Source organism: Dokdonella sp. (assembly GCF_039926425.1).
Taxonomy (GTDB): domain Bacteria; phylum Pseudomonadota; class Gammaproteobacteria; order Xanthomonadales; family Rhodanobacteraceae; genus Dokdonella_A.
Map to the genome: position 1 here is coordinate 1 of NZ_JBDSWZ010000075.1, position 15,523 is coordinate 15,523.

A 15,523-nucleotide genomic window follows, 5' to 3' on the forward strand; every position below is an offset into this window, starting at 1 on the left:
CATGCAAACGGGCGACCCCACGCACCAGATCTTCGAAGTATTCGAGATCCGCGATCTGCATGTCCTGTTCGTTGCGGAACTGGTCGATCACCCCTTCGATGCGATTGCCGCTCATCTGCCACGCATAGATTGCCTGCAGGGCACGGCGGCGCGCGCGCGAACGTGCGGCGAGATCGATGCCGGCGGGCCGGGGTGCGTTGGTCACAGGTGTCTCCACAAGTCGGCCATCTCCAGCGCGGCAAGCGCTACGTCTTCACCCTTGTTGCCGTGCGTGCCACCCGCTCGCGCGTCAGCGTCAGCATGCATCTCGACCGCAAGCACGCCATTGAGCACCGGCAACCGGTAGTCGAGCGACACGCGCATCAGCCCCTCGGCGCAACCATCGGCAACATGTTCGTAATGGCGCGTGTCACCGCGCACGACACAGCCGAGCGCGAGAATGGCCGCGTACGTACCCCCGGATGCAAGTTTGGCTGCGGTCGCCGGAATCTCCCATGCGCCGGGAACGCGCACCACGGCGATGGCGGTGTCGGCAACGCCATGCTCGCGCAACGCGTGCAGCGCGCCGTCGACGAGTGCGTCGACAATGCGCGGATTCCAGCGGCTGGCGACGATCGCGTAACGCGCATCGGCGACTGGCCGCAATTCACCGGAGTAGCGGGTCATGGGTTGTGTGGACCTGGGTGCGACCGGCAGTTTACAGGCTGGCGCACCGCCGTAGGAGCGGCTTCAGCCGCGATGCGTCGCGCAGACACGTCCTCAAGAGCATCGCGGTTGAAGGCGCTCCTACGGTGCCGTGGCGACTTCGCAGTCTCCGACGTCCTCGTAGCCTGCGACTTCGAGTCCGAAGCCGGCGAGACCGACCAGCTTGCGCGGCGTTCCGAGTACCCGCATGCGACGCACGCCGAGGTCGGCGAGGATTTGCGCGCCGAGACCGAGGCGGCGCCATTGCATCGGGCCATCCGGAGCGGCAACGGCGGTGCCTTGCAGACGCTCCAGCAGCGTGTCGGCGCTGTCGTCACCAGCGAGAACGACGACGACGCCACGCCCTTCCTGCGCAATGCGGCGCAACGCCGAGGTGACAGTCAACCCCAGGTCGGTGCGCTTGAGATGCAGCACGTCGGACAGCGTGTTGCGCACATGCACACGCGTGAGCACCGGCGCGCTGTCATCGATCGTTCCACGAACCAGCGCGAAGTGCATGTCGCGCGACAGCGCATCGCGGTATGCAACGAGATGGAATGGGCCAAACTCGGTGTCGATTGCCTCCTCGTGGACGCGTTCGACGGTCTTCTCGGTCTCGAGCCGGTAACGGATCAGGTCCGCGATGGTTCCGATGCGCAAGCCGTGACGCGCGGCGAATGTTTCCAGCTCCGGCCGACGCGCCATCGTGCCGTCTTCGCTCAGCACTTCCACCAGCACGCCCGCGGGTTCCAAGCCAGCCAGCGCGGCCAGATCGCACGCCGCTTCGGTGTGACCGGCGCGCGCGAGCACACCGCCCGGCTGCGCCGCCAGCGGAAAGATGTGACCCGGTTGCACGATGTGCTGCGGGCCGGCATCGGCGCGCACCGCGGTGCGGATCGTGTGCGCGCGGTCGTGCGCGGAAATACCGGTGGTCACGCCTTCGGCCGCTTCGATCGATGCGGTGAAGTTGGTGTGGTGCGGCGATGTGTTGGTGTCGACCATCGGCTTCAGCCCGAGCTGCCGGCAGCGCGCGCGGGTCATCGACAGACAGATCAGCCCGCGCCCTTCGCGCGCCATGAAATTGATGTCTTCCGGCCGCGCCTTTTCCGCCGCCATGATCAGATCGCCCTCGTTCTCGCGGTCTTCGTCGTCGACGATGACCACCATGCGTCCGGCACGGATGTCGGCGAGGATGTCGGGGATCGTTGCGAAACTCATGAACCGGCTCCGGTGGAGTGCAGTCGCTCGATGTAGCGCGCGACGAGGTCGACTTCGAGATTGACCGCATCGCCGGTACTTCGCACAGCGAACGTCGTGTGGCCGATCGTGTGCGGAATCAGCGTGACGCCGAAGGTGTCGCCATCGAGCGTGTTGACGGTGAGGCTGGTGCCGTCGATGCAGATCGATCCCTTCACCGCGATATAGCGCATCAACGTCGCCGGCGCACTGAACGTCCAGCGCTGCGATGCGCCATCGTCGTCGACGCGCACGATGCGACCGATGCCATCGACGTGGCCGGATACCAGATGGCCGCCCAGACGGTCCGCCAGTCGCAGCGACTTTTCGAGGTTCACCGAGTCGCCGACGCCAAGCGTACCGAGCGTCGTCAGGGACAGAGTTTCGTTCGACACGTCCGCACTGAAATGCGCGCCATCCAGCGTGATCGCGGTCAGACAGACGCCACCGACGGCGATGCTGTCACCGATCGCGACATCGCACAGATCCATTGCGCCGGCATCGATCACGATGCGCGCATCACCGCTGCGCGCTTCGCGACCCGCAATGCGTCCAACGGCCTGGATGATTCCGGTGAACATGACTTGCTCCAATCGTGTGGAATTTTCGCAATCGAAACCACTCACGGCGCGCGCAGCAGCAGCCGCATGTCGGCGCCGACCTCACGCCGGTCGACCACCTGGAGCGCCCACCGTCCGGCCATGTCGGCAAGCGTCGGCAACGCCAGCAACGACTTGGCGGCGTCGCCGAGGAAGACCGGTGCCACATACAGCAGCAGCTCGTCGACCAGCCCCGCCTCGAACAATGCACCGGACAGTGTCGCGCCAGCCTCCACTTGCACTTCGTTCATGCCACGCGAGCCGAGAAGGTCGAGCGCTTGTTTCAGATCGAGGCCATAGGAGTCGCTTTCAACCGCAAGGCGCTCCACCTGTTCGAAACGGCCATCGGAGTTCGTCGCATCGCCGCCATGCAGCACCAGGGTGGGGGTCGACCCATCCAGGACGTGCGATCGCCGCGGCGTGCGCAGCGAGCGATCGAATATGACGCGTAGCGGCGGCACAGCTTCTTCGGACGCACCACTGCCGAGGGATTCACCCGTTTTTTCACCGGCAACCCGGCGCACCGTCAGCCGCGGATCATCCGCGAGCACGGTGCCGATCCCCGTGACGATTGCCGAGCTTCGCGCACGCCAGCGTTGCACATCCGCGCGTGCCGCTTCACCGGTGATCCATTTCGATTCGCCGTTTGCAAGGCCGGTGCGGCCGTCGAGGCTCATCGCGAGCTTCACGCGGACCCACGGCCGGCCGCGTTCGACACGACTGAAAAATCCGCGATTGAGTGCGCGTGCAGCGTCACGCATCAGACCCGCGTCGACCACGATCCCGGCAGCGCGCAGACGGTCGAGCGCGCCGCCCTCGCGTTGGAACGCGTCTTGGCTGGCAATGACGACGCGTGCAACGCCGGCGGCGATCAGCGCATCCGCACATGGAGGCGTGCGCCCGCGCAGCCCGCAGGGTTCGAGCGTCACGTACGCCGTTGCGCCCGCGGCGCGTTCGCCCGCTTCGGTCAGCGCAACCACTTCCGCGTGTGCGCCGCCGGCACGTTCGTGCCATCCCGTGCCCACGACTTCGTCGTCACGGACGATGACGCAGCCGACACGCGGATTGGGTTGCGTCGTGCAGAGACCGCGTTCTGCCAAACGCAGCGCACGCGCCATGTGCGCATGGTCGATCGCGGAGAACACCGGACTCAACCCTTGCTCTTGCGCGGCACGACGTCGGCCAGCAGCGGCAACTGCAGACCTTCGAGCGACGGGAGATCGCGTTCGAGCCGCTCGATTTCCTCGCGGAACGCCTGCACGTCCTCGAAGCTTCGATACACCGACGCAAACCGTACGTAGGCGACGTGATCGAGCCGCTTGAGCTCGCGCATCACCAACTCGCCAATGCGCAAGGACGGCACTTCTCGCTCCCCGCTGCGCCGCAGGTCCTCAACCACCGCGCGAACCGCGGCATCGACCTTTTCGCTGCCGACCGGCCGCTTCTGCAATGCACGCATGAAGCCCGTCCGCAATTTCACTTCGTCGAACGTCTCGCGGCGCCCGTCGCCCTTCACCACGCTCGGCAACTTGATTTCGGCATACTCGAAGGTGTTGAAACGTTCGCCGCACGCCTCGCATTCGCGCCGTCGGCGAATCGTCGCGCCGTCTTCGGAAACCCGCGAATCGATCACGCGCGTGTCTTCGTGCTGGCAGAAGGGGCAGTGCACGGTCAGGCCGCGGCGGTCGCGCGCACGCGCGTTGCGATCGCGTCGACGAATGCGCGGGCGAGTGGAGGACAAGCGCCGACCAGCGCGACGCGTTCGTGCTGGAACAGCGTCGCGACGAAGAAGCGGTGTCCGTCAAGCTCGATCGCGCGCGCGTCTCCCTTGTCATCGGTTCCCGTGACACGCAGTGACCCATTCGCGATCGCTTCGCGAAAATCCGCCGACAGCCCGAAACGGCAGTGGTAGGCCTCGTCGATGCGATCCGCCCCATACGCCTCGCGGATGCGCGAGCCCTCGACCAGATGCACGCCGTCGCGCACCTCGACCAGTGCGCAGCTGAGCGGCACGATCACTGCGCGCGGAGCGTCGGGCGAGGATTCGGCGTGGTCTGCGTCGCGCCAACCGAGGACATTCCGTGCGTACTCGACGACCGAATGTTGAAACCCGCCGCAGGTCCCCATGAACGGGACGTTTTCCTCGCGTGCGTAGCGGATGGCCGTGAGCGCGCCGTCCATGTTGCGGTACGGACTACCGGGTACGCACCAGAGCCCGTCGAGATGGGCAAGGTCGCGTGCACTCCCGACCGAATCGGTGGCGATCCACGCGACATCGACGTCGACTGCGCAGTTCGCCGCTGCGAAACCCAGGGCGAGCGGGATCGCGTGGTGGGCAGCGATGTCCTCGTCGCGGTCGCCAATCAATCCGATGCGCAGGGCCGGCATCGGCGGCTTCAGCCGTAGACCGGGAATTTCTTGCACTGCGCCGTCACGGCTTCACGGACCTTCGCGATGACGGCTTCATCGGCGGGCGCGTCGAGCACATCGCAGATCCAGTTCGTCAGCTCGATGCACTCCTGCTCGCCGTAGCCGCGCGTGGTGACCGCCGGCGTTCCGATGCGCAGGCCAGAGGTGATGAACGGCGAGCGCGGATCGTTCGGCACCGCGTTCTTGTTGGTGGTGATGTGCGCGGCGCCGAGAACCGCTTCGGCATCCTTGCCGGTCACATTGCGGCCGATCAGGTCGATCAGCATCAGATGGTTCTCGGTACCGCCGGAGACCACCTTGTAACCGCGCGCAATGAACGCCTTGGCCATCGCCTGCGCGTTCTTCACCACCTGTGCCTGATACACCTTGAACGCGGGCTCCAGGGCTTCCTTGAACGCAACGGCCTTGGCCGCGATCACGTGCATCAGCGGGCCGCCCTGGATGCCGGGGAACACGATCGACTGGAGCTTCTTCTCGATCTCGGCGCCGGCGCCCCTGGCGACGATGATGCCGCCGCGAGGTCCGCGCAGTGTCTTGTGCGTGGTGGACGTGACGACGTGCGCATGCGGCAACGGGCTCGGATAGACGCCCGCGGCAACGAGGCCGGCGATATGCGCCATGTCGACGAACAGGTAGGCGCCGACCTTGTCGGCAATCGCGCGGAAGCGTGCCCAGTCGAGCACCTGCGAATACGCCGAAAAACCGGCGATGACCATCTTCGGCTTGTGTTCGAGCGCGAGTTTCTCGACGTCGTCGTAGTCGACCAGACCGGTCGACGGATCAATGCCGTACTGGACCGCGTTGAAGATCTTGCCGCTGAGATTGACCTTGGCGCCGTGGGTCAGGTGGCCGCCGTGCGCCAGACTCATGCCGAGGATCGTGTCGCCGGGCTTGAGCAGCGCGAAGAACACCGCCTGGTTTGCCTGCGAACCCGAGTGCGGCTGCACGTTGGCGTAGTCCGCATCAAATAATTGTTTCACGCGCTCGATCGCAAGCGTCTCGGCGATGTCGACGTATTCGCAACCACCGTAGTAGCGCTTGCCCGGATAGCCTTCCGCATACTTGTTGGTGAGCACGGAGCCCTGCGCCTCGAGCACGCGCGGACTTGCGTAGTTTTCCGACGCGATCAGTTCGACGTGGTCTTCCTGCCGCTGGAGCTCATGGGCCATCGCCTGGGCGAGTTCCGGGTCAAAACCTGCGATGCGGGAATCCTTGGGAAACATCGGACGAGACCTGGTAGCTGCGGGAATTGCGCATTTTACCGTTTTGTGAAGCCCGCGCGCGGCGGAGGTGCGTCGAAACGCCCTGCGTGGGTTCCGGGGCATGACGAGCCACCTGTCCATCGGCGATAATGGCAACCTTTCCCTGTTTTACCCGATTCGGCGCTGTGGCCAGCGTCGACGCGGCTTTCGTCCGGAGCGGCATTCATGCAATACATCTACACGATGATCGGCGTCAGCAAGGTCGTTCCGCCGAAGCGCCAGATCATCAAGGACATTTCGCTGTCCTTTTTCCCCGGGGCAAAAATCGGCCTGCTCGGCCTCAACGGCGCCGGCAAATCGACGGTGCTGCGCATCATGGCTGGCACGGACACCGATTTCGTCGGCGAAGCGCGCCCGCATCCGGGCACCAAGATCGGCTTTCTCGAACAGGAGCCCAATCTCGATCCGGAGAAAAACGTTCGCGAGGTCGTCGAGGAAGGCGTGGCCGAGATCATCGGCGCGCAGCAGCGGCTCGACCAGGTCTACGCGGAGTACGCCGAGGAAGGCGCGGATTTCGACAAGCTCGCCGCGGAACAACAGCGCCTCGAAAACCTGCTCGCCGCGAACGATGCGCATGCGCTCGAACGGCAGCTGGAAGTCGCGGCCGATGCGCTGCGCCTGCCGCCGTGGGAGGCCAACGTCGGCAAACTGTCCGGTGGAGAAAAGCGTCGCGTCGCGCTGTGCCGCCTGCTGTTGTCCAAGCCCGACATGCTGCTGCTCGACGAACCGACCAACCATCTGGATGCCGAGTCGGTCGAGTGGCTGGAGAATTTCCTGCACGACTATCCGGGTACCGTGGTCGCAGTCACCCATGATCGCTACTTCCTCGACAACGCCGCCGAGTGGATCCTCGAACTCGACCGTGGTCGCGGCATTCCGTGGAAGGGCAACTATTCCTCGTGGCTGGAGCAGAAGGGCGATCGCCTGAAGCAGGAAGAATCGAGCGAAAAGTCGCGCCAGAAGGCGATCCAGCGCGAGCTCGAGTGGGCACGCAGCAACGCCAAGGGCGGCCGCAGCAAGGGCAAGGCGCGACTCGCCCGCATGGAGGAGTTGCAGGCCGTCGACTACCAGCGGCGCAACGAGACCAACGAGATCTTCATTCCGCCGGGCGAGCGTCTGGGCAGCCAGGTGATCGAGTTCAAGGGCGTGACGAAATCGTTCGGCGACCGTCTGCTGATCGACGACCTCAGCTTCGCCGCGCCTCCGGGCGCGATCATCGGCATCATCGGTCCGAACGGCGCCGGCAAGTCGACGCTGTTCAAGATGATCATCGGACTGGAAAAGCCCGACAAGGGCGAGATCAACAAGGGCCAGACGGTCAACATCGCGTACGTCGACCAGAGCCGCGAAAAACTCGAGGGCAACCACAACGTCTTCCAGGAAATTTCCGGCGGCGCCGACATCCTCAACATCAACGGCATCGAGATCCAGTCGCGCGCGTACCTCGGTCGCTTCAACTTCCGCGGACAGGATCAGCAGAAGCTGGTCGGAACGCTGTCGGGCGGTGAGCGCGGACGCCTGCACCTGGCGAAGACCCTGCTGCAGGGCGGCAACGTGCTGTTGCTCGACGAACCGTCAAACGATCTGGACATTGAAACGCTGCGCGCGCTGGAAGATGCGCTGCTGGAATTTCCCGGCAACGTGTTCGTCATTTCGCATGACCGCTGGTTTCTCGACCGCATCGCCACGCACATCCTCGCGTTCGAGGGCGATTCGCACGTCGAGTTCTTCCCCGGCAACTACAAGGAATACGAGGAAGACAAGAAGCGCCGCCTCGGCGAGGAAGCAATGCAGCCGCATCGCATCCGCTACAAGAAACTGGTTTGACGGGAATCGGGAATCGGGAATCGGGAATCGCATCAACGCTAAACAACGTCATTCCCGCGAAAGCGGGAATCGCTCCAGGACGACGAAGCAGTCTGCCTGATGACCATCGCGTCGTAACACGATGAGAGCGCCGACCACTCCGCGGCCGGAGAGCGATTCCCGCCTTCGCGGGAATGACGTCGGTGGTTGGGGCAGACGTCGTCATTCCGCGATGACCTCGGTCGTCGGGATGGACGTCGTCGCCAGGAAATGACGTCGATACTTGATCACCACGCATATGCGGGGACCGACATGAACTTTGCGCAATCGCTGCGGCACGCCTGGGAACACAACCACTCGCTGGTCTGTGTCGGCCTCGATCCCGAACCGGCCCGATTTCCGGCGGCATTGCGCGCGTCACCCGCCGCGGTATTCGAATTCTGCCGCGAGATCGTCGACGCAACGGCAGACCTCGTGTGCGCGTTCAAGCCGCAGATCGCCCACTTTGCGGCACTCGGCGCTGAAGATGCGTTGCAGCGCCTGATCGCGCACATCCACGCAAGCCATCCGCGCGTTCCGGTGGTCCTTGATGCAAAGCGCGGAGACATCGGTTCGACGGCGAAGAACTATGCGATCGAAGCGTTCGACCGTTACCAGGCCGATGCGGTGACGGTGAATCCTTACCTCGGACGCGACTCGGTGCAGCCATTTCTCGATCGGGCCGACAAGGGCGTGATCATCCTGTGCCGCACCTCCAATCCAGGCGCACGCGATCTGCAGGATCTCGTCGTGCGTGACAACCATGGAACCGAACGTCGCCTGTACCAGCATGTAGCGGAATCGGTTGCGCGCGAGTGGAACGCGAACGGCAACTGCGCGCTCGTCGTCGGCGCCACGTATCCGGCGGAGATCGCGGACGTGCGCCGGCGCGTCGGTGATCTGCCGCTGCTGGTGCCTGGCGTGGGCGCGCAGGGCGGCGACGTCGCTGCCGTCGTCGACAGCGGAAAGACGTCCGACGGTGCGGGACTGATGATCAGTTCGTCACGAGCCATTCTCTATGCGAGCAATGGCGACGATTTTGCAGATGCGGCGCGCGCTGCGACGCTGGCGTTGCGCGACGGGATCAACCTGCATCGTTGACATGCGTTTTTCAGCGGCTGCCGACACCACGGGGGAAAGCCGTCATTCGTCCGCGTCGGGATCCATGTCCGGGAACAGCACCTGCGTAAAGCCGAAGCGCGAGAAATCGGTGATCCGCATTGGATACAGCGTGCCGATCAAATGGTCGCATTCGTGCTGCACCACGCGCGCGTGGAATCCTTCGGCCAGCCGGTCGATCGGCTGACCGAGCGGATCGACACCGGTATAGCGGATCGACGACCAGCGCTCGACCACGCCGCGCAACCCGGGCACCGACAGACACCCTTCCCAACCTTCCTCGCGCGCGTCGGACATCGGCGTGATCCGCGGGTTGAGCAGGATCGTGCGCGGAACCTCCGGAGCATCCGGATAGCGATCGCTGCGGTCGAAGCCGAAGATCACCAGTTGCAGGTCCACGCCGATCTGCGGCGCCGCGAGCCCGACGCCACCCGCAGCATGCATGGTCTCGAACAGGTCGGCGATCAGGGTACGCATCTCCGGCGTGTCGAACTGGCGGACAGGCTCGGCCATTCGCAGCAGACGGGGGTCTCCCATTTTCAGGATGTCGTGGATCATCGCGGCGCTCCTGGGTTTGAATCGATGGCATCGTCGTGATTGTGTGGACGCGCTGCCTCTCCCTGGCGGCGAGGATCTTGGGTGCTGAAACTCCGCAGCCACAGCGAGGGGGCTCTCACTACAAAATGCGCCCACAGCGCCAACCAGACCGGCAGTCGCAAAACGCAATTGCGCGCCGCAGGATCGAAGCGCCGGAAATACAGCCACATTCCGCGATGCTTGTGCCAGTCGACAAAGACCGGTCGACGCCGGCTCGAACTGCCTTGCGCATGGACGACTCGCAGCGCGTGAACGATCGCAACCTTGAATCCGGCAGCACGCACGCGACGGCACAGATCGAGATCCTCCACGTGCAGGAAATAGCGTTCATCGAAACCGGCAACCGCGTCGAACGCAGTACGTGTCAGCGTCATGCACGCTCCTGAAATCGCATCGACGAACTCGATCGACGGGCCAGGCGGATCGTCCTGCATTTCGACACCAGCAAAGGCGGGCCATCTCGCTGCGAAGCGGGATAGACCAAGCATCGTCGCCAGCGTCCTCCGTAGGCTGGGATCGCGACGACGATTGCCGCGCGCTGGCCGCCCATCCGGATCACAGACAGTGACGCCGAGGACGCCCGCAACCGGGAGATCTTGCAGCACTCGTCGAAGGGACAGGATCGTATCGACTTCCACGATGCAATCAGGATTGAGGAATACGAAAACGTCCCCGCGCGCGAGTTTCGCGCCGCGGTTGCAGGCGGGTCCAAAACCGAGATTCGCGGCATTGCGCAGGCGACGCAAGCGCGGATCAGATGCGTGTGTCGCGGCGACGCGGTCCACTTCACCATCGCTCGAGTCGTTGTCGACCAGTACGACCTCAACCGATGACGCCGACGCCAGCACCGCATCGACGCATGATTGCAGCAGCGGACCACTGTCGGCAGCGACGATGACGACGCTGGTCAAACCTGGCGTCACCGATGTCGTCGGGAACGAAACCGCGTCGTGGTCAGATCGCATCCAGCAGCCGGTCGCCCTGCTCGCGTGCGTGTGCCCACAACGCGGGCCACACCTCGAACGCGGAAGCGAGCTGTGTCGTTTCCTCCCGGAGCATGCGGATGCAACCGGCGTTGTCCGCCTCTGGCCAATCGCCCAGACGCGGGGGTTCGCTGGAAATCAGCGCGCGTCCATTCGATTCGATGATTGAACGCAAGTCTGCCTGCCAGTACACCGGCGCATCCTGTGCACCGTCGAACTGGTGCTGCAGGCGTTCGATCAGGTCGGCACGCGAATACGCCAGGTAATCACGCAGCTGACGCAGGCATCCTGCATCATCCGCGCCGGCGATGTCCCGCAGGTGGGCCGCGAGCAGGCCCAGTCGCCGCGCCGGATCGCTTGCGTTGAATTCGGGTAGCTGCCGCTGCACGAAATCGCTGACGAAATAGTTGAAACGGGGCGTGTGCGCCGCCAGCGTGCGCGACGACCGCTTCCGCTGTATTTCCTGCACGTGTCCGATCGCGACCGGAAGCTCGACCATCAGCGCGCCGGGATGACACAACTCGGTCACGCGCGAGAACAACGCGTCCTCGCCCCGACCGGTCGGATTGGCGCACGGCAACATCATCGAGTTGTCGAGGGCGAATGGCGTGAACGTCGCAGACGTCGCGGCGCGTGCCTGAGCGAACCCATACCAAAGGCTGCCGGCTTCGACGTTGCGCAGATAGCTGTCGCGGTCGCGCGTGAAATCCGCGCGCTGATCGGCCGGCAACTGATACAGCCACAAGCCTGATTCCGTCCGTGAACTTCCGTAGCTGCCGTGCTGCGTGGCGATGATCGGTGCAGCGCCGCGAAGGTAGTCCAGACGACTCAACGCGAGACCTCGAAGCGACTCGCGTGCGATCGCGTAACGCGCAGTGGCCGTGAGCGCACCGAGCGAACGACCTACTGCGTCGAGGTGGAGCTCGAACGGGTCTTCCTCGATCTCCTGTCCTGCGCCGAGCGCGTTTTCGAGATTCCGATGGAACCGCGTGTGCGCGCGTGCGGCGGGATTCGGGTCAAATCCACTGCGGGCATCGTCGGGGGAGCGAAGCGGCAACCGATGATCGTCATCGAGCAGGATCATGCGTGCGCCGGCCGACAGCAGCAGGGCGAGATTCCACGCGCGACCGCCACCGAAACGTGCGGTTGCGCCGGTGCGCGTCAGCAAGTGCGGCAAAATCGACGCGGCCTGCGGGACCGCGCGGGCCAGCTTTGCGACCATGCGCTCCGATTCGGACGCGCCGACATAGCTCAGCTTGCAACCGGTCGCGCGCGCGAATTCACGTAGCAGATCGCGATGGCGGTTGGCCGACTCCCGGGTCGTGGAATCGTCGAGAAGGACATAGCGACGGTTGGCGCGGAATCGTCGCTCGTAGTCGGTCAGTGAACCGAGGAGATGTGCGAGTTGCTCGGGGCGGTCGCATGCGCGGATGAACACCGCCCGCAGCGGTGCGGGATCGCGTGCGACGGATGCCTCCGCGCGCTGGAGGAATTCGCGATCCGACACCAGCAGCCCACGCCGTGTGAGGCCTTCCAGCACGCGCGAGACCCCTTCGCGCTGCGCCTGCAGCCCTGGCACCGTCGCCAGAATGCGCACGACGTGTTCGTCGAGGCTGCGGAATTCGCGGCTCTGGTCGAGCGCCTGCAGCACCTGGAAGGTCATCACGTGCGTTTCGCCGCTGCGCTTGACCTGGAAGATGCACTCGTTGTTCGACAACGACGCGACCACGCCGTCCTCGGAGGCATACAACGGAGCATTCGGATCGACGGCGGGCACCGACCGCGCAGTGCCGAGGTTGCCGTAGTTGATCTGGTAACTGAGGTCTGAATTCATTCGGTCGATCGGTTGCGGCGCCACCAGCGCCAGTCTCGGGGCATCGGAGCAAGGGGGCTGACGCGAGGAGCGGCTACCTGCTCCTGCAGTCGCGCAACCTCGGCCTCAAGTTCGGCGATCCGCGCGCCCGCGCTGATGGTCTTGCGGATTTCCTGATTGTAATGCGTATAGACCGACTCTTCGCGGTCGCCGAACAGCGAGAGCGACGGCAGTGCGTCATGAAACGGCTGGCGCGCGCAGACTGCCACGTAGTACATCGGATCGTAGTCGAAACCGTCGCGCAGTTGACCGCCTCCCCCGCTCGCCGTGGTCACCTGTGCTGGCGCCATTGCCGACCCTTCATCCATCGACCACAGCGCGGACTGGAACAGGAGCTTTTGGCCGTACAGGCGAACATGCGGGAAATGCGGCTTCAACAGCTGAAGCAATTCGTCGCGATACAGTTCGCGCACGTGGAATTCATTGCGGAAGCCCGAGAGGTCGCTGTAGGTTCGCTTGTCGGGCGACGAGATCAGCAGCGTTCCGTCGCTCGCCAGCACGCGCGCAAAGCCGGACAACAGGCGCGCCTGGTCCGCAAGATGCTCCAGCGTCTCGAACGACACGACCACATCGAAGGCGCCATCCGGGAACGGCAGTTGGGTGGCATCCGCACAGTCGTAACGCAAGCCGGCCTTTCCTGCGTAGCGCGCACGGGCATGCGCGATCGACGCCTGGTCGATATCGACGCCGACAACGCTGGCGGCGACTTCCGCCAGCATCGCGGAGCCGTAGCCTTCGCCACATGCGGCATCAAGGACGCGGGCGCCCACTGAAAATTCCCGGGCAAACACGTACCGATGCCAGTGCTCGTACCAGATTTCCCGCACGCAATCGGGCAAGAATCTCTCGCCCGTGAAAGCGAGGTCGGAGTCGTTCTCGCTCATGTCAGAGGAGCACCGGTGACGATCGGGTTCCACTGGTGAGCGAGGCGCACCATTCCGAATTCGCGCGAGGCACCGCGGACGATCACTCCGCGTTCGACGGTGTCGAACACGCGCACGCCCTCCGAGTCCATCGGATGGACACGCACCGTATAGCTGCCAGGAAGCAGCGCCACTGAATTGAACTCGATTTCGCAGGCGAATTGGTTCGCACCCATCTGCTGGGGAGTGTAGCCATCCATATCCGTACCGACACCGTACACGGGGGTGCCGTCGGCGCGCACGATGCCGATCGCGAGGCAGGGCTCGCGCCCTTCGCGCGATTGGACGCTTGCGCGCACCACCAGCGTATCCCCGATTTCAATCGACACCGGTTGATCGGACAGTGAGCCGTTGAGTGACACCTCGAGGATCGAAAATTCGAGCGTTCCCTTTGCAGCCCGATCGGACGCCGACTCGACGGGTGCGCATTTGCGCTCGTGGTAGGCGAGATAGGCCTGGGTGACGTCGAAAACGTCGCCATACATTTCGATCGCACCGTCACGTAGCCAGCAGGCGTGGCGACACAACTTCTGCACGTGGTACATGCTGTGCGATACGAGAATCAGGGTGCCGCCAGCGGCGAGATACTCCTTCATCCATTGCACGCATTTCTTCTGGAAGGATTCGTCACCGACCGCGAGGACTTCATCCGTCACCAGCAGATCCGGCTTCAACGCGGCAACGACAGCGAAACCCAGCCGCACCACCATGCCCGACGAGTAGTGCTTCACCGGCTCATCGATGTAGTGGCCGATATCGGCGAACGCGATGATCTCCGGCATTCGCCGCTGCAATTCCTCGCCACTCAATCCGTGCAATGCGGCAGACATAGCGATGTTGTCGCGCCCGCTGTACTCGGGGTGGAACCCGGCCCCCAACTCCAGCAGCGCGCCGATTTCGCCCTTCACCTCAACGGTGCCGGTGCTCGGTGTCAGCACGCCGGTGATGAGTTTGAGCAGCGTGGATTTTCCGGCGCCGTTCTCGCCGATGAGTGCCAGCGATTCGCCGCGGCGTATATCGAGTTTCACATCGCGCAACACGGCAACCCGATCGCCGTCCTTTCCGGTGAAAAGCAGCCGACCAAGCGCGCGCATTCGATCACTGGTGCGATGCACCTTCGGGTATGCCTTGCCAAGGCCTCGCGCCTGCACCAGCACATCGGTCACAGAAAATCCTCGAAGTGCGAGTCGAGTCGCCGGAAAATCCAGCGACCCGCTACCAGCGCCACGACCGAGAGGAGCACGGCCACGATCGACGACCGCACGCCGATCGTGCCGTGATCGAGCAACAACGCTCTGAAGGACTCGGCGTAGAACGTAAACGGATTGAAATCGAGGAAACGGCGATATTGTTCCGGCAACTGCTCGCGGTCGTAGTACACCGGCGCCGCGAACATCATCAACGGCAACAACTGACCGAGTGCCAGCACCAGATCACGGACGAACACCTGGATCGATGCGCAGATCAGCGCGATACCCAGCGCAAGACCCGCCAAGGGCACGAACAACAACAGCGACGGGACAAGGCCTTCAAGATGGATGCCCTGTCGGGTGACGGCGAGAACGAGAACCACCGCGATGAACCCGACGGTGTGAACGGCAAAACTCGCTCCGACGCTGGCAAGAATGAGAACTTCGCGCGGCAGCGCAACCTTGCCGATCAACGCGGCGTTATCGACAATCTTCGTCGTCGAACGCAGCACCGCTTCGGAAAAGGCGACCCAGGGCCAAAGTGCCAGTGCAAGAAATGGCACGTAGCCAATCGTCGAGTCGCCGGGCACGCGCGCCTTGAAGACGTGCACGAACACGAACGCGGTGATGGCGAGTTGCAGCAGGGGCTGCAGGAGCGCCCACATCGCGCCCGACACACTGCCTGCGAATCGATCGGTCAGTTCGCGTACAACGAATCGTCGGACAAGTACCGCGATCGCCATGCCTGTCTACGCTCCTGCATGCCATCGACATGCAAGCGT

At 64.1% G+C, this 15,523-nt stretch carries 15 protein-coding genes and 1 pseudogene; 2 read left to right on the forward strand and 14 right to left on the reverse strand.

Annotated elements, in window-relative coordinates; translation table 11 throughout:
* The 8 genes and pseudogenes from ABIV12_RS04485 to glyA all read right to left on the reverse strand — a co-directional run.
* Positions 1-205: pseudogene (locus ABIV12_RS04485) on the reverse strand (N utilization substance protein B); the annotation flags it as partial.
* Positions 202-666: a 6,7-dimethyl-8-ribityllumazine synthase gene (gene ribH, locus ABIV12_RS04490; RefSeq protein ID WP_348056664.1), complete on the reverse strand. Its 465-nt coding sequence runs from the start codon at positions 664-666 to the stop codon at positions 202-204. The gene ribH and the pseudogene ABIV12_RS04485, both read right to left, overlap by 4 nt.
* Before the next feature lie 120 nt (positions 667-786).
* A complete protein-coding gene (ribBA, locus tag ABIV12_RS04495; protein ID WP_348056666.1) occupies positions 787-1,902 on the reverse strand; it encodes a bifunctional 3,4-dihydroxy-2-butanone-4-phosphate synthase/GTP cyclohydrolase II in 1,116 nt (371 codons plus the stop codon).
* Positions 1,899-2,501 (reverse strand): riboflavin synthase, encoded by a 603-nt coding sequence (locus ABIV12_RS04500; RefSeq protein ID WP_348056668.1) that lies wholly within the window; start codon positions 2,499-2,501, stop codon positions 1,899-1,901. Before ABIV12_RS04500 ends, ribBA begins: the two co-directional genes overlap by 4 nt.
* A gap of 41 nt (positions 2,502-2,542) precedes the next feature.
* A complete protein-coding gene (ribD, locus tag ABIV12_RS04505; RefSeq protein WP_348056724.1) occupies positions 2,543-3,637 on the reverse strand; it encodes a bifunctional diaminohydroxyphosphoribosylaminopyrimidine deaminase/5-amino-6-(5-phosphoribosylamino)uracil reductase RibD in 1,095 nt (364 codons plus the stop codon).
* A gap of 32 nt (positions 3,638-3,669) precedes the next feature.
* The gene (gene nrdR, locus ABIV12_RS04510; RefSeq protein WP_348056670.1) at positions 3,670-4,188 is read right to left on the reverse strand and encodes a transcriptional regulator NrdR; all 519 of its coding nucleotides are present in this window, start codon (positions 4,186-4,188) and stop codon (positions 3,670-3,672) included.
* 2 nt (positions 4,189-4,190) lie between these two features.
* On the reverse strand, positions 4,191-4,943 hold the full coding sequence (locus ABIV12_RS04515) for a CTP synthase (protein ID WP_348056672.1): 753 nt from the start codon (positions 4,941-4,943) through the stop codon (positions 4,191-4,193).
* A complete protein-coding gene (gene glyA / locus ABIV12_RS04520; RefSeq protein WP_348056674.1) occupies positions 4,916-6,172 on the reverse strand; it encodes a serine hydroxymethyltransferase in 1,257 nt (418 codons plus the stop codon). The genes ABIV12_RS04515 and glyA overlap by 28 nt, the downstream gene beginning before the upstream one ends.
* A 204-nt stretch (positions 6,173-6,376) precedes the next feature.
* On the opposite strand from glyA, the gene ettA reads away from it, so the two are divergent.
* Both ettA and pyrF read left to right on the forward strand, forming a co-directional pair.
* Positions 6,377-8,038, forward strand: coding sequence for an energy-dependent translational throttle protein EttA (gene ettA, locus ABIV12_RS04525; RefSeq protein WP_348056676.1), 1,662 nt, complete (start codon positions 6,377-6,379; stop codon positions 8,036-8,038).
* A 291-nt stretch (positions 8,039-8,329) separates the two neighbouring features.
* Positions 8,330-9,157 (forward strand): orotidine-5'-phosphate decarboxylase, encoded by an 828-nt coding sequence (gene pyrF / locus ABIV12_RS04530; protein WP_348056678.1) that lies wholly within the window; start codon positions 8,330-8,332, stop codon positions 9,155-9,157.
* A 42-nt stretch (positions 9,158-9,199) separates the two neighbouring features.
* Here the strand turns inward: pyrF and def are convergent, their stop codons facing one another.
* The 6 genes from def to ABIV12_RS04560 are packed head-to-tail and all read right to left on the reverse strand — an operon-like array spanning position 9,200 to position 15,484.
* Positions 9,200-9,733, reverse strand: coding sequence for a peptide deformylase (gene def / locus ABIV12_RS04535; protein WP_348056679.1), 534 nt, complete (start codon positions 9,731-9,733; stop codon positions 9,200-9,202).
* Positions 9,730-10,737, reverse strand: a complete 1,008-nt coding sequence (locus ABIV12_RS04540; protein WP_348056681.1) for a glycosyltransferase family 2 protein — start codon at positions 10,735-10,737, stop codon at positions 9,730-9,732. The genes def and ABIV12_RS04540 overlap by 4 nt, the downstream gene beginning before the upstream one ends.
* Positions 10,727-12,589, reverse strand: coding sequence for a hypothetical protein (locus tag ABIV12_RS04545; protein ID WP_348056683.1), 1,863 nt, complete (start codon positions 12,587-12,589; stop codon positions 10,727-10,729). The genes ABIV12_RS04540 and ABIV12_RS04545 overlap by 11 nt, the downstream gene beginning before the upstream one ends.
* Positions 12,586-13,512 (reverse strand): class I SAM-dependent methyltransferase, encoded by a 927-nt coding sequence (locus ABIV12_RS04550; protein WP_348056685.1) that lies wholly within the window; start codon positions 13,510-13,512, stop codon positions 12,586-12,588. The genes ABIV12_RS04545 and ABIV12_RS04550 overlap by 4 nt, the downstream gene beginning before the upstream one ends.
* Positions 13,509-14,717 carry an ABC transporter ATP-binding protein gene (locus ABIV12_RS04555; protein WP_348056687.1) on the reverse strand — a complete coding sequence of 403 codons (1,209 nt, stop codon included), beginning with the start codon at positions 14,715-14,717 and terminating at the stop codon, positions 13,509-13,511. The genes ABIV12_RS04550 and ABIV12_RS04555 overlap by 4 nt, the downstream gene beginning before the upstream one ends.
* Positions 14,714-15,484 (reverse strand): ABC transporter permease, encoded by a 771-nt coding sequence (locus ABIV12_RS04560; RefSeq protein WP_348056689.1) that lies wholly within the window; start codon positions 15,482-15,484, stop codon positions 14,714-14,716. The genes ABIV12_RS04555 and ABIV12_RS04560 overlap by 4 nt, the downstream gene beginning before the upstream one ends.
* Positions 15,485-15,523 lie beyond the last annotated feature (39 nt).